The organism is Ruegeria sp. AE4 (assembly GCF_056542185.1).
This window is the reverse complement of the sequence record NZ_JBQFZK010000020.1, coordinates 1-21,099: the sequence shown is the minus strand read 5'-3', so window position 1 is coordinate 21,099 and position 21,099 is coordinate 1. Positions and strand designations below refer to the sequence as shown.

The following is a 21,099-nucleotide window of genomic DNA, read 5'->3' as shown; positions in this document are numbered from 1 at the left end:
TTATCGCAGCGCGCCTTTCGCTTTCAACGCAGCCTGTTTTTCCGGATTGATCCACCACAGATCAAGATAACCCAGCGAATAGGGCGGCAGGTTTTCCGGGTATTCGTACATATCGTAATATGCTGTCCAATATTCTGCGATGTACCCCACGGGGATTACGAAAAACTCGTACCGCAAGGCGCGGTCCAAAGCCATCAACGCCGTGTCCTGATCGGCCTGATTGTCAGTCTCAAAGGACGCTTCGATGATTGCGTCGACCAAGGGGCTGGCCAGACCTGCCGGATTGAACAGGCTAAAGGCCGCTTCTTCCGATCCGTACATCTGGCTCAGACCGCCCCCGGTAGACAAGAACGATCCGTAGCGCGTGGAATAGACAATGTCATAATCCCGCTCGCGGCTGCGCAACGTGTATTGCGCCGGATCCACTTTCTCGGTCGAGGCATCCACCCCGATGGATTGCAGGTTCTGGACATAGGTTTCGATCATCGTTGCGGTCGAGGTCGGCAGGTTTGAAGGATATGGAATATTCACCTTCAAAGTCTGCCCTTCGGCATTGCGACGAATATTGCCTTCACCGACGGACCAGCCTGCCTCGTCCAGCATGTTGGCAGCTTTGCGCAGGTTTTTTCGGTCATTCAGGCGTGCAGGGTTTGATTCGTGCGCCACAACAGCGGGTTCCGTCAGGACATCTTCGGGAACGACGTCGCCAAGCGCCTGCAGGAACGCCAGCTCCGCCCCTTCGGGCAGGCCTTGCGCCTCGATCGGGGTTCCTTGCGTGAAAGAATCCCGCGGCGTGTTCAGGCCGAACAACAATGACTCGTTCGTCCATTCGAAATTGAAGGCCAGGGCCAGGGCCTTGCGAACATTCTTGTCGGCAAATTGCGGATTTCCAAGGTTGAAGACAAAGCCCGAAGGTGTCGGCGGGCTGCCATCCGCGATCTCATCCCGAATAACTGTGCCTTCATCCAGCTTTGGGAAATCATACCCGGTCGCCCAAAGCTTGGGATCACTTTCGATCCGGAATGTGTATTCACCCGCCTTGAAACCCTCGAAAGCCGCCGTTTGATCGGCGAAATACTCAACCCGGATTGTATCAAAGTTGTTGCGCCCGACATTGAAAGGCAGGTCCTTGCCCCAATAATCGTCCCGGCGTTTGTAAACGATGCGGCGATTGATGTCGTAGCTGTCGAGCTTGTAGGGGCCAGAGCCCACCGCCACTTCCAGCCGCGGTTCATCCAATCGCCGTGTCTCATCCGCCTCGAACCATGCTTTTGAGAAAACAGGAGTTGAGCCGACGGTTTCGATCAGGCTGCGGCGCGTGACTTCGGGATTGAAGGTAAATTTTACGGTATGGTCATCCAACGCCTCGGCTCCTGTCACCATACGGCCAACGGCCTGCGCATAAGACGGCAGGCCCTGTTCGATGAACAAACGGTGGCTGTAGACAACATCTTCCGCCGTGACCGGCGTGCCATCCCAAAAAGTTGCTTCGGGGCGCAAATGGAAAATGACGTAATTGCGCCCTTCGTCATATTCCAGACTTTCCGCAACTACACCGTAATACTGCCCGACACTGTCTTCGGCACTTTCAAACAGGCGATCATATTGCAATGTGGTCAGCGCACCGGCGCGCCCCTTTCGCGAATAGGGGTTGAGGGAATCGAACGTTCCAGAGGCTGCCAGCGAAAGCTCGCCACCCTTGGGGGTGTTGGGATTCACATAATTCAGATGCGAATAATCCGCCGGGTAATCCAGATTTCCGAAATACGAATACCCGTGACTGCGGGTGACGCCTTCATCCAGCGCCTGTGCTGCATGCGGAGCAATCAGAGCGGCGCAGAGCCCCAAAATGCCAACCCATGGCCTTACCTCAAGATCACGTGCAGCAGGCATCAGGGATATCATATTGCTCATCCTCTCGGTCATTGTCACCGTCAATGTCGTAACCGCTAGCTAAAGTGCCAGCACGTGCAGATTCAAGTTTAGAATGCGTGAGCACTTTGTGAAGGTTTCTTCAGACAAAAAAGCCGCTGCGTTGCGGCAGCGGCTTTGAATGGTTCTGATCGGTCAGGCAATCAGTTGCCGATTGTCTGCAGATAGGCAATCACGTCGGCGCGATCCTGCGGCTTTTTCAGGCCGGCAAAGCTCATCGATGTGCCCGAGATATAGCTGCCGGGCTTGGTCAGGAAGGCATCCAGCGCTTCGGGTGTCCAGTTGCCGCCATGCGCCTGCATACCGGCCGAGTAACCGGTGAAGCCGTTGGCCGAGGCGACGGGGCGATTAACCACACCGTACAGGTAAGGGCCGGTGCCGTTTGCGCCGTCTTCCAGCTTGTGGCACGCGGTGCATTTGCGGAACACTTTTGCGCCGCTCTCGACGTCTGCGGCGGCCAGCAGGTCCTCAAAGACCACTTCTTCACCGTCGGCGCTTTCGCCCGAGCTTTCGGTTTCGATAATGTAGGCGGCCTCAGCCGAGCCATGGCCACCGGAAGAATAGAGGACATCCGCCCCCCACTTGGCCAGAAGCAGCACCAGGAATGTGCCGAACAGGCCTGCGGCGGCCTTGGTTACTGTCATCGTGTCGAACATTGATCGCGAGTCCATTTCAGCTGTCTGGGCAGCTGTCTAAGGCTTCCCCTTGCGAGAGGCAAGGTATAGACACCGCGACGAAACGACCAAATCGCGAACTTGTTGCATGGAATCGACCAAATGACCAATCGCATTGCTTTTCAGGGGGAACCCGGCGCCTACAGTCACGAGGCTTGCCGCAACGCTCGGCCAGATATGGAAGCCCTGCCCTGCCGCACTTTCGAGGATGTGATCGAATCGGTCCGCTCAGGCGATGCGGATCTGGCAATGCTTCCGGTCGAGAACACGACCTATGGGCGGGTGGCCGATATTCACCGGCTGTTACCCCACAGCGGGCTGCATATCATCGATGAGGCCTTTGTCCGGGTTCACATCAACCTTCTTGCCGTGCCGGGTGCAAAACTCGAAGACATCACCGAGGCGCATTCGCATCTGGTGCTGCTGCCGCAATGTTCAGGTTTCCTTAAGGAACACGGCATCCGCGGCCGCGTCAGCCCCGATAACGCCCGCGCCGCCCGCGAAGTGGCCGAGGAAGGCAATCCGCATTCAGCCGCGCTGGCCAGCGAGTTGGCCGGTGAGATCTATAACCTGAACGTGCTGGCCCGCCATATCGAGGATAATGACGACAATACGACCCGCTTTCTTGTCATGTCGCGCGAAACGGATTTGTCCCGCCGGGGCGATCATGGGATGATCACCAGCTTTGTGTTTCAGGTCCGCAACATCCCTGCCGCGCTTTACAAAGCGATGGGTGGGTTTGCCACCAATGGGATCAACATGACCAAGCTGGAAAGCTATATGGTCGACGGCTCCTTCACCGCGACGCAGTTTTACGCGGATATTGTCGGGCATCCCGAAGACCGCAACGTGCAGCTGGCCATGGACGAGCTTGAGCATTTCACGACCAATGTCGAAGTTCTGGGCGTCTATCCGGCAGCACATCCGCGCGGCTGACGCGTCACGCGAAAAGCGGGCTGAATTCCGATTGGCGCAGGTCATTGCGCCATGCTTGAAGAATTGCCTGCACGTTGGCTTCGATGCCGTCCGTCGAATCAATCTCGATATCGTAAACTCTGCCAGCGTGGATCATGGATTGGTCACGTTGGGCGCTTCCCACCGGACGGTTGCCGCGCAATCGTTCGCGCGCGTTCAACTCGGGAACCGGGCAATGGACAGCTACGAAAAGAACATCGAACGGACGGAAGAGGTCGCGCAAGTCTTTGGCCCACCCCGGCGTATCCAGAATATGTTCCAAAATCAGATTGTTGCCCGAGGCCGCATAAGCAGCCAGCGACTGATGAAACCCATCAAAGACAGCCGATCTGTCGTCGGTCCAATCGAACTCGTCACGGCGATAGCGTTCAAGCGGCAGAACACCAGAATCGCGCAGGTGATCGATCGAAATATGCCAGAACGGCTTCTCTGTCTTCAGCTGCAATGCCTGTGCGATCGTCGATTTTCCACTGCTTGATGCGCCGTGCAGAAAATAATGTGCGACATCCGAGGTTTCATTCCCAAGCCTTGCCCCAATCAGCCCGGCAGACGCCGTTCACGCCCCATGCAGGTGCCTCTGCTCCAACTCGCGTGCGAATTCGCTGAGACGCACCTGAAACTGCTTGCGAAATCTGGATTGCCCCAGTTTCATGGATTGCAACAGCAACCGTGCCGGCAGGGACTTGGCGGCGAGTGACATTTCAACGCTCAGGCGAGTCCGGCGCGGGGACAGGGCCAGAAAATCCACGGTCGTGAACCCGGTAATGCCCTTGCTGGCAGCGTCAAATCGCATTTGCGAAGGCCTGTCGAAATCCGTCATCACCACCGACATCTGACGCGGCTTTCCGCGCAGCTTGAACTCCGTATTCCATTCGGTTCCGGCCGTCACCGCTGTGCCACCGCCCAAACGGCGCACATCGATGCCACGGCGCATTGCCATACGCTCGAATCGTTCAAAATCCGACACCATGTCGAATACCGATTGGATGGGGGCCTCGATATCTTCGCGCGCTGAAAACTGCATAATGACCTTTGCTGTTTTATTGCTGAGCTAATGTTTCCTCAGTCCAGAGTATCTGCAAGCCAGTTCTGAAGCAGAAAATGAGCGATAGCCCCCTTGCGAGCCGGCAACAACCGGGGATGATCACCGGCAAAGGCCTGCATCATTTCGGATTTGCTGACCCACATCGCCTCTTCTATTTCGACCGGGTCGATCACGATGTCGCGTGACAGCGCCTCACCCGCACATCCAAACATCAATGAGGCCGGAAATGGCCAGGGCTGACTGGACAGGTACGAAACCGCACCTACCGGCACGCCCGCCTCTTCCATCACTTCGCGGCGCACAGCTGCCTCAAGCGTTTCGCCGGGCTCAACAAATCCCGCCAGCAAGGAGAACATCCCGTCAGGCCAGCCCGGAGACCGGCCCATCAGCACGCTGTCACCATGCGTGATCAACATGATCACAACCGGATCGGTGCGCGGAAAGTGCTGCCCGCCACAGGACAGGCAACTGCGCTGCCATCCCCCCTGCGACACCTCGCTGGCGGCACCACATCGGGCACAGTAGCGATGCGTTTCATGCCAGCCGATTATTGCCTTTGACGTTGCCGCCAGTTCCGCGTCGCGCGCCGACAGCCGTGTCATGATCCGGCGCAGTTCGGCAAACACGTGGCCTTGCGGTAAATCCGGGTGTTGTTGTTCGGACTTGTCCACGAAGGCGCCCAGACTGGTCAGATCCAGCCCCTCGGCTGTCCATGCGGAAATATCAACGGCAAACACGGGGGCGCTGTCGGCGCTCAGACCCAAAAACACCGGGGATTCAATGACGCCGCCGGGACCATTGCTGATCAGCGGGTGCGTCATCGGGATCATGGCAAGCTGGTCCAGCCCCTCACCCTGTACCAGCAGTTTTCCACGCCACAGCAAGACACATCGCGCGGCCGGGTTGTGCATCGCCTCGGCCAGCTTGTCCGCATCTCCGCGATACTGCGCCGCCCGATCAAGGCCCGAACCCCCGAAGGTTACCTGCTCTGCGTTTTTCATTGGATTTCCTTTTGGTCTTGCGCACAGGGCTGCCACGTCTCAGCCCGTGTTGCAATGGCTATTCAGGGATAGAAAATCCACCACCCTGCCGCTGAAAAGCCGCATGGTGGCCTCGGAAAAATCATCTAGAGTGAATTTTGATGGATTTAATCAATACACACATTCAATAGCAGAATACTCAAAGTGAAGATCCCCTCCTCGACGCAGGTACAGCCCATTGGTGACAGTGGGAAAATTCGCATTCTGGCCACAACCGACCTGCATATGAACCTGACCGGTTTTGACTATTACACTGACACGCCAGACCAGACGATTGGATTGACACGCACCGCCAGCCTGATCCGCGCAGCCCGGCAAGAGGCCAAGGACGCGCTGGTGCTGATGTTTGACAACGGGGATTCGTTGCAGGGAACCCCAATGGGCGATTGGGCAGCAAAAAGTGGCACTGCCCATCCGATGATGAAGGCGTTCAAAGCCTTGGATTATGACGCGATCGGGCTGGGCAACCATGATTTCGGGTTCGGGCTGGCGACATTGGGCAACATCCTGACGCAAGCCCCCTGCCCGGTTATTTGCAGCAACCTGTATCGCACGCGCGGACCTCAGCCCTGGCAGCGGCATATCGTTCTGAACCGCACTGTGTCTTTGAACGGTAAAGACATTCCTGTTCGCATCGGCATCTTCTCGGTTCTTCCGCCGCAAACGGCCTGTTGGGAGGCGCATAATCTGGATGACGATATCGTCGTCGAGGATATCCTGGTTGCGGCAAAGTCCCTGACGCAGACATTGCGCGACGAGGGGTGTGATATCATCGTGGCGCTTGCTCATTCCGGCCTTGGGGGCACCGCACCGGTGGCGGGGATGGAAAACGCCGTGATACCCTTGGCCGCGATCAAAGGCATCGATGCCATTGTAGCCGGGCACACTCACCTGACACTTCCAGGAGAGGGCCATGCCAATACCCCGATGGTCGATCACCTGACGGGGCTGGTACATGGAACGCCCGTTGTCATGCCGGGATCAGCGGGCTCTTACCTGGGGGTTATCGATTTGGCCGTGACCGCCGGGCCGGACGGCAAAGTGCAAATCCGGGATAGCCGCGTCGAACTGCGTCCGGTTATCAGCAACGGCACAGCCGTCGGGGAAGACAGTGAAATTGCGGTCCTGTGTGAGGTGGCGCATCGTATGACCCGTCAATCCGTTGCCGCACCGGTGGCACATATCCCGGATACATTGCACAGCTATTTCAGTTGCTGTGCGCCGGATCGCGCGCTGACCCTTGTAGCTGCAGCGCAAGCCGCCGCACTGCGCCCGTTCTTGCAGGGAACCGATCTGGCGGGTCTGCCGACATTGTCGGTTGTTTCGCCTGCCAAATCCGGCGGGCGCGCAGGACCCCGCCATTATACCGAGGTACCCGCCGGAGAGATATGTCTACGCCATGTCGCGGATCTGCATGTGTTTCCCAACGAGTTGCGCGCAATCCGGATCAGCGGTGCGCACCTGCTGGACTGGTTGGAGATGTCAGCCAGCGTATTCAACCAGTTAAAGTCTGGTTCCGAACCCGAACTGATCAACCCTGAACGGGCCGGGTACAATTTCGACATCGTGTTTGGACTGTCTTATCAGATCGACCCCACACAGCCGCCGCGATACGATGCGCAGGGGAAAATGATCCATCCCGACCACAGGCGGATCAGTGATCTGACATATGCAGGCCATCCCGTACGACCGGAGCAGATATTCGTTATGGCGCTGAACAATTACCGCGCCAGCGGAGGCGGGCATTTTCCGCATGCGACAACGACAGAGCAGATCAGCCTGCCACCGCTGAGCATCAAGGACCTTGTGCGGGATTACCTGTTACAGCACCTTCCACCTGATCCGACCGTCTCGCAGCCCTACCCGTTCTCGCTGATGCCGCGGCGGGGCGTGACGACAATTCTTCGAACAGGTCCGGGCGCCCTGAAATATCTGGATGAGTTACGCAGGTTCGATCCCGTGCTGCTGGGCTCGGATGGCAGGGGATTTGAACGAATCCGCCTGACGCTCTGACGGGTTGTCTTTTCCCGATGCCTTCCCTATATCCGGACTCGAGAGGTTGGCGCGGGCGAGCGCCTCGCCAACCTGGTCAGGTCCGGAAGGAAGCAGCCACAACGAGCCCCGCTTGGGTCGATGTCCAACCTCTCACTTCGTGAACCACAGCCACAGGAGGGCTTTATGACTGTAGTGAAAACCCTTCGGGCAGACTGGTTCTGATTCACCGGAATCACCGGACTGCCTGAACACACGACCTGCGGATGCGCGCTTGCCATCCGTTGGCATTGCTGTTTCTGAAAACAGGCAGATAAATGTCTTATACGCTTTCGGACCTGGGATGGTCCTCTTACTTTGCCGCGCAGCATGCGGTTTTTCCTTCTGACACGCCCTTTCGTATCGCATCGGTACATCGGGACCGTCTGATCGGGCTGAGCCCGGATGGTGATATCCCTTTGCTGACACCGGATAATCCGACCGGTTCATATGCCGTTGGGGATTGGGTCCTTGCCGACGCCGAAAACCGCGTGCGTCACATTCTGGACCGGCGCAGCCTGCTGCAACGCAGGGCTGCCGGTACAGGTGCCGCAACACAACTGATAGCAGCCAATGTCGATGTGTTGTTCATCGTCAGCTCGTGCAATGCGGACTTCAACCTTCCCCGGCTGGAACGTTATCTGGCGCTGGCGCATCAGGCCGGATGTTATCCGGTCGTTGTCCTGACGAAAGCTGACCAGTCGGATGACCCCGGCAGTTTCTCGGGACAAGTGCAATCTCTGGACCCTTTTCTGTCGGTGCTGGCGGTCAATGCGCTGGACCCGGCAGATGTCGAAAAGGTTCTGGCATGGTGCCCCAAAGGCCAGACCGGCGCGCTGGTCGGGTCGTCGGGCGTAGGTAAAACGACGCTCAGCAACGCCATGACGGATCAAAACCTCGCCACGTCTGAAATTCGCGAAGACGACGCACGGGGCAGACACACGACAACGGTGCGCGCGTTGCACCGGATGGGTAACGGTGGCTGGCTGATCGATACGCCGGGAATGCGCGCACTGCGTTTGCTGGACGCTCAGGACGGGATCGACAACGTGTTCTCGGACATCACGGAGCTTGGCCAAAGCTGTCGCTTTTCGGATTGTCAGCACGAGACCGAGCCCGGCTGTGCCGTGCAGAACGCAATCGGCGAAGGCGCACTTGACCCGACCCGGCTGGACCGTTGGCGCAAGCTGCGGCGTGAAGATCAGCGAAACTCGGAAACCGTTGCCCAATCGCGGGCGCGGGACAAGGCGTTCGGCAAGATGGTGCGCGGTGTCATGCAGGACAAGAAGCTTCGCAAACGGCCATAACTGCAAGGTGTTAGGAAAACCTGCGTCGCGTCTGATCAGGCGATCAGGCGCGGCCAGACCGCTGCATTGCGACGGGCAAATGCTCCGATATGGCCTATTTCCGGCAGTCCGAATTCAGCCGGCTTCAGAAGGTGGCGTCTGGCCTCGGGGCCATACAAATCAGCAAGGCGCCAAACCGCCTCGGGCGGAGCCATCTGGTCATCTTCGAACGTGAACAGATCCACTGGTGTTCCAGAACTGCCCCAATGCGCATCAGGCAAATTCTGCCCGATCTCGGGAACGTAGCTAAGAGGGGCTGTACACCATTTGCGCCATTGCCAGTAGACCGAGGCGGGCAGGTCCGAACCAAACCCGATTGCTTTGCCGGGTAGATAGCCAAGTGCCCGCACCATCAGCGGTGCATGGCCATACCAGAACAGCCCTGCCAACCCCCGATAGGGCCATGGGTGATCTTTCAAAGTCACCAGTCCCGAACACACACCGATCATTCGGTCGATCTGGTCGATATCCGGCTGCACCGGCCCCAGCATCGCACCGACGGAATGGCCGATGGTCCACTGCTGCGCCTTTGGAAACCGCCTGCGCATTTCGGCCCGTGCCGCTGGCATGTCGATCAACGCCCAATCCGCCATTGTTGCAGTTGCGTCTTTCAGGCGGCCGACCAAAGAAAGCCCGTAGTCCCGATAGTCATAGGTCAGGCAAGCTATCCCCCGCTTGGTAGCCAGCCATCGCGCAAAATGTTGATAATAGTCACGCGGCACACCCGTGGCACTGTTAAGTACGACAACGGTTTCCGGCTCACCCACTGGCCGGTACAGCCGCGCCGACAAGGTCACGGACCCTGACGGAAAGCGGAAATCTTCGATCAACACCGTCTGTTCCGTATCCAACATGATCCCCGGCTTTCGCTGAAACAATGGTTTGCCTGCCTTCGATGCCGACGAAACTAAGCCGGAACGTAAACCGCATCCAGCATGACCAAACGTCCGGCCTAAAGATCGGCTTGACTCGGAACGCGATCAGGCGCTAGCGGTTGTGTGATGGTTTCCGGCCCCCACAAGAGGTCGGGATGAAAAGGGAACACGGTGCGGTTTGTCTGGTCACACAGATATCAACCAAGTCCGCGACTGCCCCCGCAACTGTAAGCGGTAAGCAATGCCGAAATACCACTGGCCCACGGGCTGGGAAGGTCGGCAGAGCAATGACCCGCAAGTCAGGAGACCTGCCATCGGAACTGAAACCGAAACTCGGGCGGGGTGTCCGGGCAGGTCCTGACAGCGAGATGCTGTCCCACCTGCCCCAATATCCAGCCCACCACGCGCGGAGGGCGCAGGATGATCTGGAAGACAAAGTCACACGAATACAGCGCTACTGTGTGCCAGCGGACTGGGAAAACCTGCCCGGCTTTGGCGCGACTGGCCCGCTCGATTTCCGAAGCCATGGCGCAGGCGGTTTCGGCCACCAGCGAGGATTTCGAATTTGAAGGCAACAGCGCGCTGTCACATTGCGCGGAAGGGTGCATGGCAACGATCCGAGCGCGATCCGACAGTGTTCGCGTTTTCTGCGGGGCGCACCCTGATACGGCAATTCGGGACCTTGATGCCTATGCCGATTTGATCTTCGGACCTACATTCAGCACGCTGCCCTCGGGCATTGTCGCGAACCCGCCTTGCGCCATGATCGAGGTTTCAACGATCCGGCCCCGGAAAACCGGCTACGCAACCCATCAGCTGTCAGCTTGATCCCACTTCCACCTGTGCCGGGGTGATCCGGGACGCCCAGGCCAGCTGCGCATCGGTTTCGACAGCGCAGGGGCGCACGGCCCGCAGGCGGTCCAGTGCGTCGCTGGCGCGTTCACCGCATTCAACCATCAGTCGCAGAACAATCATCCCGGATCTGCCGCACCCCCCACGGCAATGCACAAGAACCCGGCCACCGCCCGACAGCGCATGTCGGGCCGTGGCGCTGACCTCTGGCCAGGCCTTCTGAACCGCCTGCGTCGGTGCTCCAAAATCTTCGATCGGCAGGTGAACCCACCGGCTGGCACGGCTTTGGATGTCGCTGCCAAAGTGCTGCGCGCCATCCTGAAGCATTTCAACAGCCGTCGTCATTGAAATCACAAGGCCCGGTTTCCACGCCGCAATCATATCCAGATCGCCGACGTAATCCCCGCCTCGCCCGGGCATTGAAGTAAGGGCAAGCGTTCCGCCTCCGACCTGCAGAGCAAAAATGACCAGCTGCGACATGAAGTGCGTCCTCCCCCAAGGTACTCTTTAAGAAATGAGTCATTAAATCCGCTGGACCAGTTTAGTTGGAAACCAGCCCGTTTCTGAAACAAAAAATCATCGCGCCCCACAGTGGACGCGGAGTGCCGCCGCCACTACGCTGTGCCGAAGCACCGAATCCGAGCGAGAAGACATGACAGACACGCCAAGCCCCGCCTATCAGGTTCTCGCCCGCAAATACCGCCCGGAAACCTTTGCCGACCTGGTGGGTCAAGATGCTATGGTGCGCACCCTAAAAAACGCCTTCGAGGCCGACCGGATTGCGCAGGCCTTTATCATGACCGGCATTCGCGGAACGGGAAAAACCACCACGGCGCGGATCATCGCCAAAGGCATGAACTGCATCGGACCGGATGGAACCGGAGGACCGACAACCGAGCCTTGCGGTCAGTGCGAGCATTGCGTCGCAATCATGGAAGGTCGCCATGTCGATGTGATGGAAATGGATGCGGCCAGCCGTACCGGCGTCAACGATATCCGCGAGATCATCGACAGTGTCCGCTATCGCGCCGCCAGTGCACGCTACAAGATCTACATCATCGACGAGGTTCACATGCTCTCGACCAGCGCATTCAACGCGCTGCTCAAGACGCTCGAGGAACCGCCCGCACATGTGAAATTCATCTTCGCGACCACCGAGATTCGCAAAGTGCCGGTCACGGTTCTGTCGCGGTGTCAGCGCTTTGACCTGCGCCGGATCGAGCCCGAAGACATGATCGGCCTGCTGCGCAAGATCGCCGGGGCGGAGAGCGCGCAGATCGCCGACGATGCGCTGGCGTTGATCACCCGCGCCGCAGAAGGATCGGCCCGCGACGCGACCTCACTGCTGGATCAGGCAATCTCGCACGGAGCCGGTGAGACGACGGCGGATCAGGTCCGTGCGATGCTGGGTCTGGCCGATCGTGGACGGGTTCTGGACCTGATGGACATGATCCTGCGTGGTGACGCGGCAGGGGCGCTCACTGAACTGAGCGGTCAATATGCGGAAGGTGCAGATCCTCTGGCCGTGCTGCGCGATCTGGCCGAAATCACGCATTGGGTGTCTGTCGTAAAGATCACACCTGACGCGGCCGAAGACCCGACAGTTTCCCCCGACGAACGCACACGGGGCCAGCACATGGCCGAGGCCTTGCCGATGCGGGTTCTGACCCGGATGTGGCAAATGCTGCTGAAGGCGCTGGAGGAAGTCTCTGCCGCGCCCAACGCGATGATGGCCGCCGAAATGGCTGTTATCCGACTGACGCATGTCGCCGATTTGCCCAGCCCCGAAGAGCTGATCAAACGGCTGCAAGACGTCCCACCTTCGCCTCCCGGCGGGCCGGGCGGGGGCATGTCACTGTCCCGGCAGGCCACTGTGGCAACGCAATCCAACGCGACCCCGCCGCCTGCCTATACATCGCCCCCGCGCGGCGCGGGTGGCGCACCGGTTGCCGCGCTGGCGCAGGATGCACAGACGGCCCTGGCCCGCTATCCAACCTTCGGGCATGTGGTGGAACTGATCCGCACAAACCGCGATGTGAAACTGCTTGTCGAGGTGGAAAGCGGCGTGCGCCTTGTGTCGTACCAGCCTGGCCGGATCGAATTCACCCAGACACCTCAGGCACCGTCGGATCTGGCGTCGCGATTGGGCTCTGCCCTGCAACGCTGGACCGGCAATCGGTGGGCCGTCTCCATTGTCTCGGACGGGGATGCCGCGACCATCGCGGAAGTGCGGGACCGGGCCGAACTGGCCCTGAAAGCCGAGGCCGAAGAACACCCGCTGGTTCAGGCCGTGCTGACGCAATTCCCCAAGGCAAAGATCATTCGGATCGAAACACCGGAGCAGCGCGCCGCCAAGGTTGTGACCGAGGCCCTTCCCGAAGTCGAAGAGGAATGGGACCCGTTCGAAGAGGATTAGGCCTAAGCCCGCGGGTCCACGCCTCAAGAAACCGGCATACTCACGCCCCTCCACCATGCAACTGAGGGAGGGAATGCGGGCGGATAAATGATCAGTCCGCGACGCTCTGATCTGGACAGGCGGGAGACCTCTTGTGCCGCCTGCCTGCGGTCCGTATTTAGAACCAAACAGAAACACAGGAGACGACTGATGCTGAAAGGACTCGGCGGGCTTGGCGGTCTGGGCGACATGGCCAAGATGATGAAATCCGCACAAGACCTGCAAACCAAGATGACCGAAATGCAGGAAGAACTGAACAACATGATGGTTGTCGGCGAATCCGGTGCAGGGCTGGTCAAGGCAACGGCCACAGCCAAGGGTGAACTCAAGGGGCTGGACATCGACCCGTCGATCTTCAACGGCGACGACAAGGAAGTGGTCGAAGACCTGATCCTGGCCGCCATCAAGGACGCTCAGGCCAAAGCCGCCGAACGTTCACAGGAAGAGATGGGCAAGCTGACCGAAAGCATGGGCTTGCCCAAAGACATCAAGCTACCGTTCTGAGCTTCATCTTTTCCCAAATACTCCCGCCGGAGGCTCCCTCCGGCGCAAAGCAGGACAGGCCATGGGCACGAACAGCGAAATCGACAATCTGATCGACCTGATGGCCAAACTGCCGGGGTTGGGCCCGCGCTCGGCCCGCCGCGCGGTGCTGCACCTGATCCGCAAACGCGCTCTGCTGCTGACGCCCCTGTCAGACGCCATGCAGCAAGTGGCCGTCACCGCCCGCGAATGCCTGAATTGCGGCAATGTGGGCACCACGGATATCTGTGACATATGCAATAGCGAGGCCCGAGCGACCGGCGAACTCTGCGTGGTCGAGGACGTCGCCGACCTTTGGGCGATGGAACGGTCAGGGGTCTTCAAAGGCCGCTATCACGTGCTGGGTGGCACACTGTCTGCACTGGACGGTATCGGCCCGGACGAGCTGCGCATTCCCCGCCTCAGGGATCGGGTCCTGGCCGAAGGGATCACCGAAGTGATCCTTGCCCTGAACGCCACTGTCGACGGCCAGACCACCGCCCATTACATCGCCGATCAGCTGGAAGGCCAGGTGCGCCTGACCTCACTGGCGCAAGGCGTGCCCATCGGTGGAGAGTTGGATTATCTGGACGACGGGACGATCACGGCGGCGCTCAGGGCGCGTAAGGAATTGTAGACTGACGTGGGGTGTTACACCAGCTGTACGTGTCTGTCTCCTGGCTGTCTTTTGTAAGCTTATCCAGGGTTAACTGCTTCAAAAAAGTTTAACTTTGCGGGAATACCCACGCCCTCCGGCTTCTCGAATACCCTGAATTTTTCCATAACGGCTTCTTGTATTGCCGCGACATCCGCATCCGTTCCACAATACTTTTTTAGAATTCGCGCTGCTGGTCCTATGTTGGAAGCCAAGTCAGCAACTTTTTTGAGCGGTCCTTGATGTTTTAGTGTGATCGCCGAAACTTCTCCTGTCACATTTCTGAATCCTGCTTTTTTCAACACATCGACAACGTAATCGATATCCTGAAAACCCAGCGGTCCCGGTGCGTTGGGATCAGCAGGATCAGGTGGACCCAAACGTGAAACTGCCGCTTTGCACGGAGCATCGAACCAAGGGTTTATTGCCATTGGAGCCCAAGCCGCTACAATCAAACGCCCCCGCGCCCGCATGTGCTTTCGTATATTGGCAAACGCAGCGTTCGGATCGGAAAAGAACATGACGCCAAAGCGCGAAATCACAAGATCAAATGGCGCGCTTGGGATCGCACCTTGTTGCGCGTCCATCAAAAAATACTTTGATTTTACAGTAAGTTTTCCAGCTTTCTTTTGAGCGTGCTCCAAGAGCGGTTTGGAAATATCCAGCGCCGTCAGTGTTCCATTTGGGGTCAGCTTTTTCGCAAAAGCACGGCTCGTGGCGCCGGTTCCGCAACCAACATCAAGTACATCCGCATCATGGATATCACCCGCTCGCCGGATGAGTTCTTGGTCCACCGCTTCAAAAACAGCGTCCAGTTCTTCTTCGAACCTGATCCACTGAAGTCCCGGAGCTGAACTCCAGTAATCCGCCTGCGCTTTGTTGGCAGTCATAGCGTTTCTCACATTCTTGAACGCAATCACTGTAGCATAGTTGCCGCGCAAAACTGTCGTACTTTGAGACTGCTGAAGCATCTGGACTAGGTTTCAGAGAATACTGTTTGCCTGAAACCGAGTTACAGTTAGATACAGCCAACCACATTTTTTAGTTGGGAGTGCTTAACTTGACCCGCCTTCTCGCCTTTACCTTCGCCGCCTTCACCGCAACCGCTGCCCTGTCGCAGGAACTGGTCGACAAGGGCTTCGTCGAAGGCTGGAACATTATGATGGACCCCGCGCTTGGGAACGGGTGTCTGATCCAGACGGTGTATCAGGATCTCTCGGTGGTCAGGCTGGGTTACGACGCGTTGGGCAATCGCGGGTATTTCGCCGTGTACAACAAAGCCTGGGGCGACATTAAGCAAGGTGAGAGCTATCCCATCCGGTTCGAACTGGACGGCAAGAGCTTTGATGCCACCGCTATCGGGTTCAATGAACGCAAAGTGCCCGGTGCGACGGTGTTTTTTACCGACCGGAATTTCGTCACCGCGATTGCCCAGAACAAGACGATGACAGTTTACAATCCCGCAGGCGAGGTGGTGATGGCGATTGATCTGAAAGGCACCGCCAAGGCGCTGGACTATGCGCGGGACTGCCAGAACAAAAAGCTTTAACGAATCGGATCGAACAGCGCGTCCTTGGCGGTGCAGTCGCGAATTACATCGCGGCCGCATGGCACCGGATCAAGGTCGCGCGACAGGCATAGGCGGACCTCTTCGATATAGCCCTGTTTGCAGGTGACCGTGATCATATCGCGCTCCAGTTCCGGATTGGCTTTCAAAAACGCATCCTCGACCACCGAAGCCGGCAGTTTGACGGATGCGTCCAGCTTGCGGAAGACCTGCGGGCGTTCGACAGCGTCATAGGCACGCCGGGACAGGGCGAAATAGTCGGGCGCAGAAAGCCCCGAACAGGTGCCGTGTTTCTTCCACTGATGCCATGCAAGGCCCGCACTACCCTGAATATCTTCCATTTCCCGCGTCATGCGGCGTGTTGGCGGCGCCTCGGGCGAGCGGCAGAAGGATGGCCAGCCCTGATGAAATTGCGGCCAGAGCCCGTGCAGGATCCATCCGTGGTCGTGCCGGTCGTCACATTGGTCTGACCCGCGCGCGTCCCCTTCACGGGCGCACCAGTTGGGCGACCAGCTAAGCGACAGGACGTAATAGTCGAACTCACCTGCTTTTTCACCTTCGGCCAGCGCTGTCATCGCGCTGAAGACCCACAATACGACCCAGCGCATTCGCCTCTTCCCTTCTTGCTGCGTGGCGACTATATACGGGCCAAGTTCCCCGACAACGGAAACCTGCCCCAAGACCAAGGGGCCGCCGAATTCCGGCGACGGGAAAGATGTATGTATAGGAGACGGGCTGATGGCAAAACCGCTTATGGCCAAGGCAACCGCCGTATGGCTGGTGGACAACACCACGATCAGCTTCAAGCAGATCGCGGATTTCGTAGGGATGCACGAACTGGAAGTGCAGGGCATCGCCGATGGCGATGTGGCCGCAGGCGTAAAGGGCTTTGACCCGATCGCAAACAACCAGCTGACTCAGGATGAGATCGACGCCGCGCAGAACAACCCGCTGCACAAGCTGAAGCTCAAGTTCAATCCGGCGGCATCCGGCGAAGAAAAGCGCCGTGGCCCGCGGTATACCCCGCTGTCCAAGCGTCAGGACCGTCCGAACTCGATCCTGTGGCTGGTCAAGTTCCACCCCGAACTCAGCGACGGCCAGATCGCCAAGCTGGTTGGCACCACCAAGCCGACCATCCAGTCGATCCGCGAGCGCACGCACTGGAACATCTCAAACATGCAGCCGATCGACCCGGTTGCTTTGGGCCTGTGCAAACAGTCCGAACTGGATGCGATCGTGCAGAAGGCCGCTGCCAAGAAAGCGGCCGAAGGCGGCGTGATGAGCGATGACGAGCGTCGCAAGCTGGTTTCGACCGAGCAGTCGCTGGAAATGGACGCTGCGCCGAAAATCCCGACCGCGATCGAAGGTCTGGAAACCTTCTCGCTGTCCGATGATCGGTCGGATGAAAAAGACGACGAGCCTATCATCGACGCCGACAGTTTCTTCAACCTGCCCAAAGGCGGGGCGGATGATGAAGACGAGGATGATCCTCGTCTGTAACAGACAATCAGCCCCGGTCGGAACGGCTGGGGCTTTTTTGACGGACTTGTCATGCTGAACATACTTTCTGCGATTTTCGGCCCGCACCGCGCCGTAACGATCTATGCCTTTCTCAGGACATGGGGGCTGGGTCTGGCGGGCGGTATTGTCATGATTGCCATCGTTACCACCTTGTTTCTGCTGGGGGACGAAGGCGAACACGAGCACGAGGCTTTCCTGATCGTACCGGTTCTGTCCGCAACCCCGGTGAACGGGGACCTGAAGAACGGCGTCGTGGCCTCGGTTCGCCTGCCCGATGGATCGGCCACGTCGATTACGTCGACCGAGTCGCAGATTTCACAAACCGTTGGAACGACGGCCTGCGTGGAAAAACGCGTTTACGTTAAAAGCGGTGAAGCACGGTATCGATTCAAACTGCCCAGCCTCTGCGAATCCGGTTGATCGAGATAACCAACAAAATAAGGCCACCCGATGCTGACATCGGGCAGCTTTTTCATTCAAACCACCTGAAAGATGATACCTGCGATTATTGCGCCCCCCACACCAAGGCTCAGGTAGGCGGCAAACACGCGCGGTTTGACCAATGACCAGACTGCGGCCATCGCCGGTATGGAACTGACGGCTCCCGCAACCATGAACGACATCGCAGCCCCCGCGGTCATGCCCTGATCGATCAGACCCGCCAGCAGCGGCGGCGCGACGTAAGAGTTCAGATAGGCCGGCATCCCCACCAGCGCGGCGACAATGATCGGCAGCACGCCTTCTCCGCCAACGACGCCAGCGATCAGGTCCGCAGGCACATAGTTGACCAACAAAGCTTCGAGCACATAGGCCAACGCCAGCCACTTCAGCAGGAACAGCCCGTTGTGCACGAATTCCGAACGGAACCGAACGCGACGCTCGGGCTCTTGCCAGAACTTCCAGACCGGCTTGTCATCCGCTTTCGGACCACATCCGCAACACCCGGCAGGTTTGTATTCGCGCAAGGGCTGGGCAAATGCCCCCTGCTGCATCAGTAACCGAACCGCGAACCCGCCGAACAGGCCAAGCGCAACGGCTGCAACCGCTTTACCGATGGCAAAGGGCCATCCCAGCGCAGCAGCCGTAATCAAAAGCGTCGGCGGGTCGATCAATGGCGAGCTGAGCCAGAACGCCATCACGGCCGACAGCGGCGCTCCGAGTGCAAGCAAGCCCGCAATAAAGGGAATGACTTCGCAAGAACAAAATGGTGCAAGTCCGCCGAACAGGGCGGCCAGAAAGATCATCCGGGTCTCGCGCCCTTCAAAGGCGCGCGCCACCATCACCTCGGCCCCGGTTGCCTTGAGATATGACAACAGAAGCACGGCAAACAGGATGTATTGTCCTGTATGCGCCAAGGCCCTGACTGCAAAACTCGCAACCTCGCGCATGTTGCCGGGGTCGAGAACGGCCACCGCCACAAGAATGGCGACAATCAATGCCCAGGGTGTCTTGATCATCTCAAGTGCACCTTTGGCGGTCAGCCGGGGCGATTGCGTCAATTCAGCCATCGTTGGCCGCCTTTCCAACCGCGTCAGCGCAGCATTCGCTAAGAATGAACTGCGCCAGCGTCTTCAATTCGTCATAACAGGCCCGGTTGATCGTGGTGCGACCAATCTTTTCCTGCTCGACCACACCTCCGGCTGCAAGAAACCGCAGGTGGTGCGCCAAAGTCGACGGGGCAATCCCCGTCCGGTTCTGGATTTCGCCAACGGTCAGACCGGCCTCACCAGCCCGCACTAGCGTCTTGAGGACTTTCAGCCGGGCTTCCGAACCCATGGCGGAAAATCCGGCAGCAGCAGTTTCCCACATGAGTTGCCTCCATTAAACTAGATCTCTAGTTTTGTAGTTTCACAAAGGACCCTGGTCAACCCACTTGGGAAAATTTTTCATGACACTGTAAGTCCAGATTGCCCCTGCCTTAAGTCCAACCTATAAGCAGGCATGGGGATATCGGTCGAAACATTCTTTCTTGAGCTCAACGGTCAGGGCACGTTGCAGGCCCAGATCCAGCAGATGATTGCCGAGGGCATTCTGTCCGGTCGCTTTCACGTGGGGGAAAAACTGCCATCCTCGCGAAAGCTGGCCGCACACCTGGGCGTCAGCCGCATCACGGTGACGCTTGCCTATACCGAGTTGCTGGCCAATGATTATCTGACGGCAAAGGGCCGGTCAGGATATTACGTCTCGCAAAACGCACCGGTTCCGCCCAAATACTCGCCCGTGCAGCGCGGCACGGAATCTGTCGACTGGGACAGGGCATTGGCGCGCCGCTTTCTGGACAGCGACGTCCTGCCGAAACCCAGCAATTGGCGCGAATACCGCTATCCGTTCATCTACGGTCAGGCCGACCGAACCCTGTTTGATCACGCCAACTGGAGATTATGCGCGGTTCGCGCATTGGGGCACAAAGACTTCGATTCGCTGACAGGGGATTACGTGGATCAGGATGATCCGTTGCTAATCGAATTCATCGCGCGCCACACCCTGCCGCGCCGTGGTATCGTCGCCCGCCCCGAAGAGATCTTGATCACCCTGGGCGCGCAGAACGCGCTTTGGCTGGCCTCACGCATCTTGCTGACACACAAACGCACGGCCGTAATCGAAGATCCCTGCTACTACGCGCTGCGAAGCCTTTTGAACCACTGGGACTGCGCTGTGACCCCCCTGAGCGTCGATCGCGACGGCTTGCCACCAGAAGCGATCCCCGACGAAGCGGATGTCATCTTTACCACCCCCAGCCATCAAAGCCCGACAACCGCGACGATGCCGATCGACCGCCGCAACAAGCTACTGGATCGGGCACGCGATCTGGATGCAATGGTTGTCGAGGACGACTATGAATTCGAAATGGCCTTTCGCAGCGCACCTTCGCCTGCACTCAAGTCCATGGATCGGGATGGGCGCGTGATTTACGTCGGCAGTTTTTCCAAGTCGCTGTTTCCGGGATTGCGGCTTGGATACATGGTCGGATCCGAGCCTTTCATCCGCGAAGCTCGTGCTCTTCGCTCGTTGGTCCTGCGCCACCCGCCGGGTCATATTCAACGCACGGCAGCGTATTTTCTGTCATTGGGCCATTACGACGCGCAGATCCGACGTATGTCGAAAGCCCTGCAAGAGCGGCGCGATGCGATGGACAAAGCCATCGAAGAAAGCGGGCTCACAGTGGCTGGACGGGGCGTAATGGGCGGCTCATCAATGTGGATGTCGGCCCCCGAGCACGTCAACACAACGCAGCTTGCGCTAAAGCTGCAGAACCAGGGTGTTCATATCGAACCGGGTGCTCCGTTTTTCTCGGGGCCCGACAGGCCGCAGAATTTCTACCGCCTCGGGTACTCTTCAATTTCGACCAACCGCATAGGCCCCGGCGTCGAACTGATCGCGGATGCCATCCGGTCTGCCTGAGATCGCACTGGACATATTCCGCAGACGCGTCTGGCCCTAACGCAGGTCGCACCCTTACGCCAAAACCATATCAACCCCCGGGTCCCGGTGCCCGGTTTTCTCACTCTTGCTTGGAGAACACCCCTATGAAGATGACGACGGAAGAGGCCTTTGTTAAGGTTTTGCAGATGCATGGTATTGAACATGCGTTTGGGATCATTGGCTCTG

At 58.4% G+C, this 21,099-nt stretch carries 22 protein-coding genes, 1 other RNA gene and 1 riboswitch; of the genes, 12 read left to right on the top strand and 11 right to left on the bottom strand.

Annotated features, from left to right (window positions below; all coding sequences use genetic code 11):
- Both ACR0EK_RS17990 and ACR0EK_RS17985 read right to left on the bottom strand, forming a co-directional pair.
- Nucleotides 1-1,905 (bottom strand): extracellular solute-binding protein, encoded by a 1,905-nt coding sequence (locus tag ACR0EK_RS17990; protein WP_480968004.1) that lies wholly within the window; start codon nucleotides 1,903-1,905, stop codon nucleotides 1-3.
- Nucleotides 1,906-2,075: 170 nt separating this feature from the next.
- Complete coding sequence (locus ACR0EK_RS17985; protein WP_209507801.1) at nucleotides 2,076-2,588, bottom strand: c-type cytochrome; 513 nt, start codon at nucleotides 2,586-2,588, stop codon at nucleotides 2,076-2,078.
- Nucleotides 2,589-2,708: 120 nt separating this feature from the next.
- On the opposite strand from ACR0EK_RS17985, the gene ACR0EK_RS17980 reads away from it, so the two are divergent.
- Nucleotides 2,709-3,542, top strand: coding sequence for a prephenate dehydratase (locus tag ACR0EK_RS17980; protein ID WP_480968003.1), 834 nt, complete (start codon nucleotides 2,709-2,711; stop codon nucleotides 3,540-3,542).
- Nucleotides 3,543-3,546: 4 nt separating this feature from the next.
- On the opposite strand, the gene ACR0EK_RS17975 is transcribed toward ACR0EK_RS17980, so the two are convergent.
- The 3 genes from ACR0EK_RS17975 to nudC form a co-directional block, all read right to left on the bottom strand.
- Complete coding sequence (locus ACR0EK_RS17975; protein WP_480508597.1) at nucleotides 3,547-4,071, bottom strand: chloramphenicol phosphotransferase CPT family protein; 525 nt, start codon at nucleotides 4,069-4,071, stop codon at nucleotides 3,547-3,549.
- 66 nt (nucleotides 4,072-4,137) lie between these two features.
- Nucleotides 4,138-4,605 (bottom strand): SRPBCC family protein, encoded by a 468-nt coding sequence (locus tag ACR0EK_RS17970; protein WP_480508564.1) that lies wholly within the window; start codon nucleotides 4,603-4,605, stop codon nucleotides 4,138-4,140.
- Nucleotides 4,606-4,643: 38 nt separating this feature from the next.
- Nucleotides 4,644-5,627, bottom strand: a complete 984-nt coding sequence (gene nudC / locus ACR0EK_RS17965) for an NAD(+) diphosphatase (RefSeq protein ID WP_480900821.1) — start codon at nucleotides 5,625-5,627, stop codon at nucleotides 4,644-4,646.
- Between the two features lie 183 nt (nucleotides 5,628-5,810).
- Between nudC and ACR0EK_RS17960 the strand changes: the two genes are divergently transcribed.
- The 3 genes from ACR0EK_RS17960 to rsgA all read left to right on the top strand — a co-directional run bounded on the left by ACR0EK_RS17960 (nucleotide 5,811) and on the right by rsgA (nucleotide 9,004).
- A complete protein-coding gene (locus tag ACR0EK_RS17960; protein ID WP_480900823.1) occupies nucleotides 5,811-7,679 on the top strand; it encodes a bifunctional 2',3'-cyclic-nucleotide 2'-phosphodiesterase/3'-nucleotidase in 1,869 nt (622 codons plus the stop codon).
- A gap of 39 nt (nucleotides 7,680-7,718) precedes the next feature.
- An RNA gene (gene ffs, locus ACR0EK_RS17955) (signal recognition particle sRNA small type) lies at nucleotides 7,719-7,817 on the top strand.
- 158 nt (nucleotides 7,818-7,975) lie between these two features.
- Nucleotides 7,976-9,004, top strand: coding sequence for a ribosome small subunit-dependent GTPase A (gene rsgA, locus ACR0EK_RS17950; RefSeq protein ID WP_480900826.1), 1,029 nt, complete (start codon nucleotides 7,976-7,978; stop codon nucleotides 9,002-9,004).
- A gap of 35 nt (nucleotides 9,005-9,039) precedes the next feature.
- Here the strand turns inward: rsgA and ACR0EK_RS17945 are convergent, their stop codons facing one another.
- Nucleotides 9,040-9,897, bottom strand: coding sequence for an alpha/beta hydrolase family protein (locus ACR0EK_RS17945; protein WP_480968002.1), 858 nt, complete (start codon nucleotides 9,895-9,897; stop codon nucleotides 9,040-9,042).
- Between the two features lie 132 nt (nucleotides 9,898-10,029).
- Nucleotides 10,030-10,248, top strand: a riboswitch (cobalamin riboswitch).
- Nucleotides 10,249-10,338: 90 nt separating this feature from the next.
- On the opposite strand from ACR0EK_RS17945, the gene ACR0EK_RS17940 reads away from it, so the two are divergent.
- Nucleotides 10,339-10,746, top strand: a complete 408-nt coding sequence (locus ACR0EK_RS17940) for a hypothetical protein (protein WP_480900828.1) — start codon at nucleotides 10,339-10,341, stop codon at nucleotides 10,744-10,746.
- On the opposite strand, the gene ACR0EK_RS17935 is transcribed toward ACR0EK_RS17940, so the two are convergent.
- Nucleotides 10,738-11,250 (bottom strand): protein-tyrosine phosphatase family protein, encoded by a 513-nt coding sequence (locus ACR0EK_RS17935; RefSeq protein WP_480900829.1) that lies wholly within the window; start codon nucleotides 11,248-11,250, stop codon nucleotides 10,738-10,740. The genes ACR0EK_RS17940 and ACR0EK_RS17935 overlap by 9 nt on opposite strands.
- Before the next feature lie 172 nt (nucleotides 11,251-11,422).
- Here ACR0EK_RS17935 and ACR0EK_RS17930 point away from each other — a divergent pair, with 172 nt between their 5' ends.
- From ACR0EK_RS17930 to recR, 3 genes are all read left to right on the top strand, one after another.
- Nucleotides 11,423-13,186 (top strand): DNA polymerase III subunit gamma/tau, encoded by a 1,764-nt coding sequence (locus ACR0EK_RS17930; RefSeq protein ID WP_480900831.1) that lies wholly within the window; start codon nucleotides 11,423-11,425, stop codon nucleotides 13,184-13,186.
- A 189-nt stretch (nucleotides 13,187-13,375) separates the two neighbouring features.
- The gene (locus tag ACR0EK_RS17925) at nucleotides 13,376-13,729 is read left to right on the top strand and encodes a YbaB/EbfC family nucleoid-associated protein (RefSeq protein WP_209507712.1); all 354 of its coding nucleotides are present in this window, start codon (nucleotides 13,376-13,378) and stop codon (nucleotides 13,727-13,729) included.
- A 61-nt stretch (nucleotides 13,730-13,790) separates the two neighbouring features.
- The gene (gene recR / locus ACR0EK_RS17920; RefSeq protein WP_480538862.1) at nucleotides 13,791-14,384 is read left to right on the top strand and encodes a recombination mediator RecR; all 594 of its coding nucleotides are present in this window, start codon (nucleotides 13,791-13,793) and stop codon (nucleotides 14,382-14,384) included.
- A 59-nt stretch (nucleotides 14,385-14,443) separates the two neighbouring features.
- On the opposite strand, the gene ACR0EK_RS17915 is transcribed toward recR, so the two are convergent.
- Nucleotides 14,444-15,292 (bottom strand): class I SAM-dependent methyltransferase, encoded by an 849-nt coding sequence (locus tag ACR0EK_RS17915; RefSeq protein ID WP_480623704.1) that lies wholly within the window; start codon nucleotides 15,290-15,292, stop codon nucleotides 14,444-14,446.
- Nucleotides 15,293-15,462: 170 nt separating this feature from the next.
- Here ACR0EK_RS17915 and ACR0EK_RS17910 point away from each other — a divergent pair, with 170 nt between their 5' ends.
- Complete coding sequence (locus ACR0EK_RS17910) at nucleotides 15,463-15,951, top strand: hypothetical protein (protein ID WP_480968001.1); 489 nt, start codon at nucleotides 15,463-15,465, stop codon at nucleotides 15,949-15,951.
- Here ACR0EK_RS17910 and ACR0EK_RS17905 read toward each other — a convergent pair.
- Nucleotides 15,948-16,577 (bottom strand): ribonuclease T2 family protein, encoded by a 630-nt coding sequence (locus ACR0EK_RS17905; RefSeq protein WP_480488860.1) that lies wholly within the window; start codon nucleotides 16,575-16,577, stop codon nucleotides 15,948-15,950. The two genes, ACR0EK_RS17910 and ACR0EK_RS17905, sit on opposite strands and share 4 nt — an antisense overlap.
- A 130-nt stretch (nucleotides 16,578-16,707) precedes the next feature.
- Between ACR0EK_RS17905 and ACR0EK_RS17900 the strand changes: the two genes are divergently transcribed.
- Together ACR0EK_RS17900 and ACR0EK_RS17895 are read left to right on the top strand one after the other, a co-directional pair.
- The gene (locus ACR0EK_RS17900; RefSeq protein WP_480484669.1) at nucleotides 16,708-17,469 is read left to right on the top strand and encodes a DUF1013 domain-containing protein; all 762 of its coding nucleotides are present in this window, start codon (nucleotides 16,708-16,710) and stop codon (nucleotides 17,467-17,469) included.
- Nucleotides 17,470-17,520: 51 nt separating this feature from the next.
- Complete coding sequence (locus tag ACR0EK_RS17895; protein WP_480508547.1) at nucleotides 17,521-17,910, top strand: hypothetical protein; 390 nt, start codon at nucleotides 17,521-17,523, stop codon at nucleotides 17,908-17,910.
- Nucleotides 17,911-17,966: 56 nt separating this feature from the next.
- Here ACR0EK_RS17895 and ACR0EK_RS17890 read toward each other — a convergent pair whose 3' ends face one another.
- Both ACR0EK_RS17890 and ACR0EK_RS17885 read right to left on the bottom strand, forming a co-directional pair.
- Complete coding sequence (locus ACR0EK_RS17890) at nucleotides 17,967-18,998, bottom strand: permease (protein WP_480900840.1); 1,032 nt, start codon at nucleotides 18,996-18,998, stop codon at nucleotides 17,967-17,969.
- Nucleotides 18,991-19,299: an ArsR/SmtB family transcription factor gene (locus ACR0EK_RS17885; RefSeq protein ID WP_209507696.1), complete on the bottom strand. Its 309-nt coding sequence runs from the start codon at nucleotides 19,297-19,299 to the stop codon at nucleotides 18,991-18,993. Before ACR0EK_RS17885 ends, ACR0EK_RS17890 begins: the two co-directional genes overlap by 8 nt.
- A gap of 132 nt (nucleotides 19,300-19,431) precedes the next feature.
- Between ACR0EK_RS17885 and pdxR the strand changes: the two genes are divergently transcribed.
- A complete protein-coding gene (gene pdxR, locus ACR0EK_RS17880; RefSeq protein ID WP_267363605.1) occupies nucleotides 19,432-20,892 on the top strand; it encodes a MocR-like pyridoxine biosynthesis transcription factor PdxR in 1,461 nt (486 codons plus the stop codon).
- The last annotated feature ends 207 nt before the right edge of the window (nucleotides 20,893-21,099 follow it).

What these genes read in the sequence shown, in the direction of transcription:
- ACR0EK_RS17990 (WP_480968004.1), bottom strand. Translation starts at nt 1,905, where the DNA reads ATGATATCCCTGATGCCTGCTGCACGTGATCTTGAGGTAAGGCCATGG.
- ACR0EK_RS17985 (WP_209507801.1), bottom strand. Translation starts at nt 2,588, where the DNA reads ATGTTCGACACGATGACAGTAACCAAGGCCGCCGCAGGCCTGTTCGGC.
- ACR0EK_RS17980 (WP_480968003.1), top strand. Translation starts at nt 2,709, where the DNA reads ATGACCAATCGCATTGCTTTTCAGGGGGAACCCGGCGCCTACAGTCAC.
- ACR0EK_RS17970 (WP_480508564.1), bottom strand. Translation starts at nt 4,605, where the DNA reads ATGCAGTTTTCAGCGCGCGAAGATATCGAGGCCCCCATCCAATCGGTA.
- nudC (WP_480900821.1), bottom strand. Translation starts at nt 5,627, where the DNA reads ATGAAAAACGCAGAGCAGGTAACCTTCGGGGGTTCGGGCCTTGATCGG.
- rsgA (WP_480900826.1), top strand. Translation starts at nt 7,976, where the DNA reads ATGTCTTATACGCTTTCGGACCTGGGATGGTCCTCTTACTTTGCCGCG.
- ACR0EK_RS17945 (WP_480968002.1), bottom strand. Translation starts at nt 9,897, where the DNA reads ATGTTGGATACGGAACAGACGGTGTTGATCGAAGATTTCCGCTTTCCG.
- ACR0EK_RS17940 (WP_480900828.1), top strand. Translation starts at nt 10,339, where the DNA reads ATGATCTGGAAGACAAAGTCACACGAATACAGCGCTACTGTGTGCCAG.
- ACR0EK_RS17935 (WP_480900829.1), bottom strand. Translation starts at nt 11,250, where the DNA reads ATGTCGCAGCTGGTCATTTTTGCTCTGCAGGTCGGAGGCGGAACGCTT.
- ACR0EK_RS17930 (WP_480900831.1), top strand. Translation starts at nt 11,423, where the DNA reads ATGACAGACACGCCAAGCCCCGCCTATCAGGTTCTCGCCCGCAAATAC.
- ACR0EK_RS17925 (WP_209507712.1), top strand. Translation starts at nt 13,376, where the DNA reads ATGCTGAAAGGACTCGGCGGGCTTGGCGGTCTGGGCGACATGGCCAAG.
- recR (WP_480538862.1), top strand. Translation starts at nt 13,791, where the DNA reads ATGGGCACGAACAGCGAAATCGACAATCTGATCGACCTGATGGCCAAA.
- ACR0EK_RS17915 (WP_480623704.1), bottom strand. Translation starts at nt 15,292, where the DNA reads ATGACTGCCAACAAAGCGCAGGCGGATTACTGGAGTTCAGCTCCGGGA.
- ACR0EK_RS17905 (WP_480488860.1), bottom strand. Translation starts at nt 16,577, where the DNA reads ATGCGCTGGGTCGTATTGTGGGTCTTCAGCGCGATGACAGCGCTGGCC.
- ACR0EK_RS17900 (WP_480484669.1), top strand. Translation starts at nt 16,708, where the DNA reads ATGGCAAAACCGCTTATGGCCAAGGCAACCGCCGTATGGCTGGTGGAC.
- ACR0EK_RS17895 (WP_480508547.1), top strand. Translation starts at nt 17,521, where the DNA reads ATGCTGAACATACTTTCTGCGATTTTCGGCCCGCACCGCGCCGTAACG.
- ACR0EK_RS17890 (WP_480900840.1), bottom strand. Translation starts at nt 18,998, where the DNA reads ATGGCTGAATTGACGCAATCGCCCCGGCTGACCGCCAAAGGTGCACTT.
- ACR0EK_RS17885 (WP_209507696.1), bottom strand. Translation starts at nt 19,299, where the DNA reads ATGTGGGAAACTGCTGCTGCCGGATTTTCCGCCATGGGTTCGGAAGCC.
- pdxR (WP_267363605.1), top strand. Translation starts at nt 19,432, where the DNA reads ATGGGGATATCGGTCGAAACATTCTTTCTTGAGCTCAACGGTCAGGGC.